Consider the following 275-nt stretch of genomic DNA (forward strand, 5'->3'; position numbering starts at 1 on the left):
CCAAGTCCCAGCAGTATTATTTGCAGGCGTGACAATTGTTATATCGCCACTTATCTCATTAATGCAAGATCAGGTCGCGCAGTTAAAAGCACAAGGCATAGCCGCTGAATATATCAACAACAGCGTCGCTTGGGAGCAGCAAAAAGATACCTATGACGCGCTTTTCCAAGGTCGTTTAAAGCTGTTGTACGTTGCTCCAGAGAAAGCCTTACAACGCGACTTTATTGATCGCATATCCAACTGTAACATCAGTTTATTTGCCATTGATGAAGCCC

At 44.0% G+C, this 275-nt stretch carries 1 protein-coding gene; it reads left to right on the forward strand.

Annotated features, from left to right (window positions below):
* The coding region (locus CWC11_RS22540) for a DEAD/DEAH box helicase (protein ID WP_349304435.1) at positions 1-275 on the forward strand (275 nt) is incomplete at both ends.

The sequence above is a fragment of the Pseudoalteromonas sp. S3178 genome, assembly GCF_005886985.1.
Classification (GTDB): domain Bacteria; phylum Pseudomonadota; class Gammaproteobacteria; order Enterobacterales; family Alteromonadaceae; genus Pseudoalteromonas; species Pseudoalteromonas carrageenovora.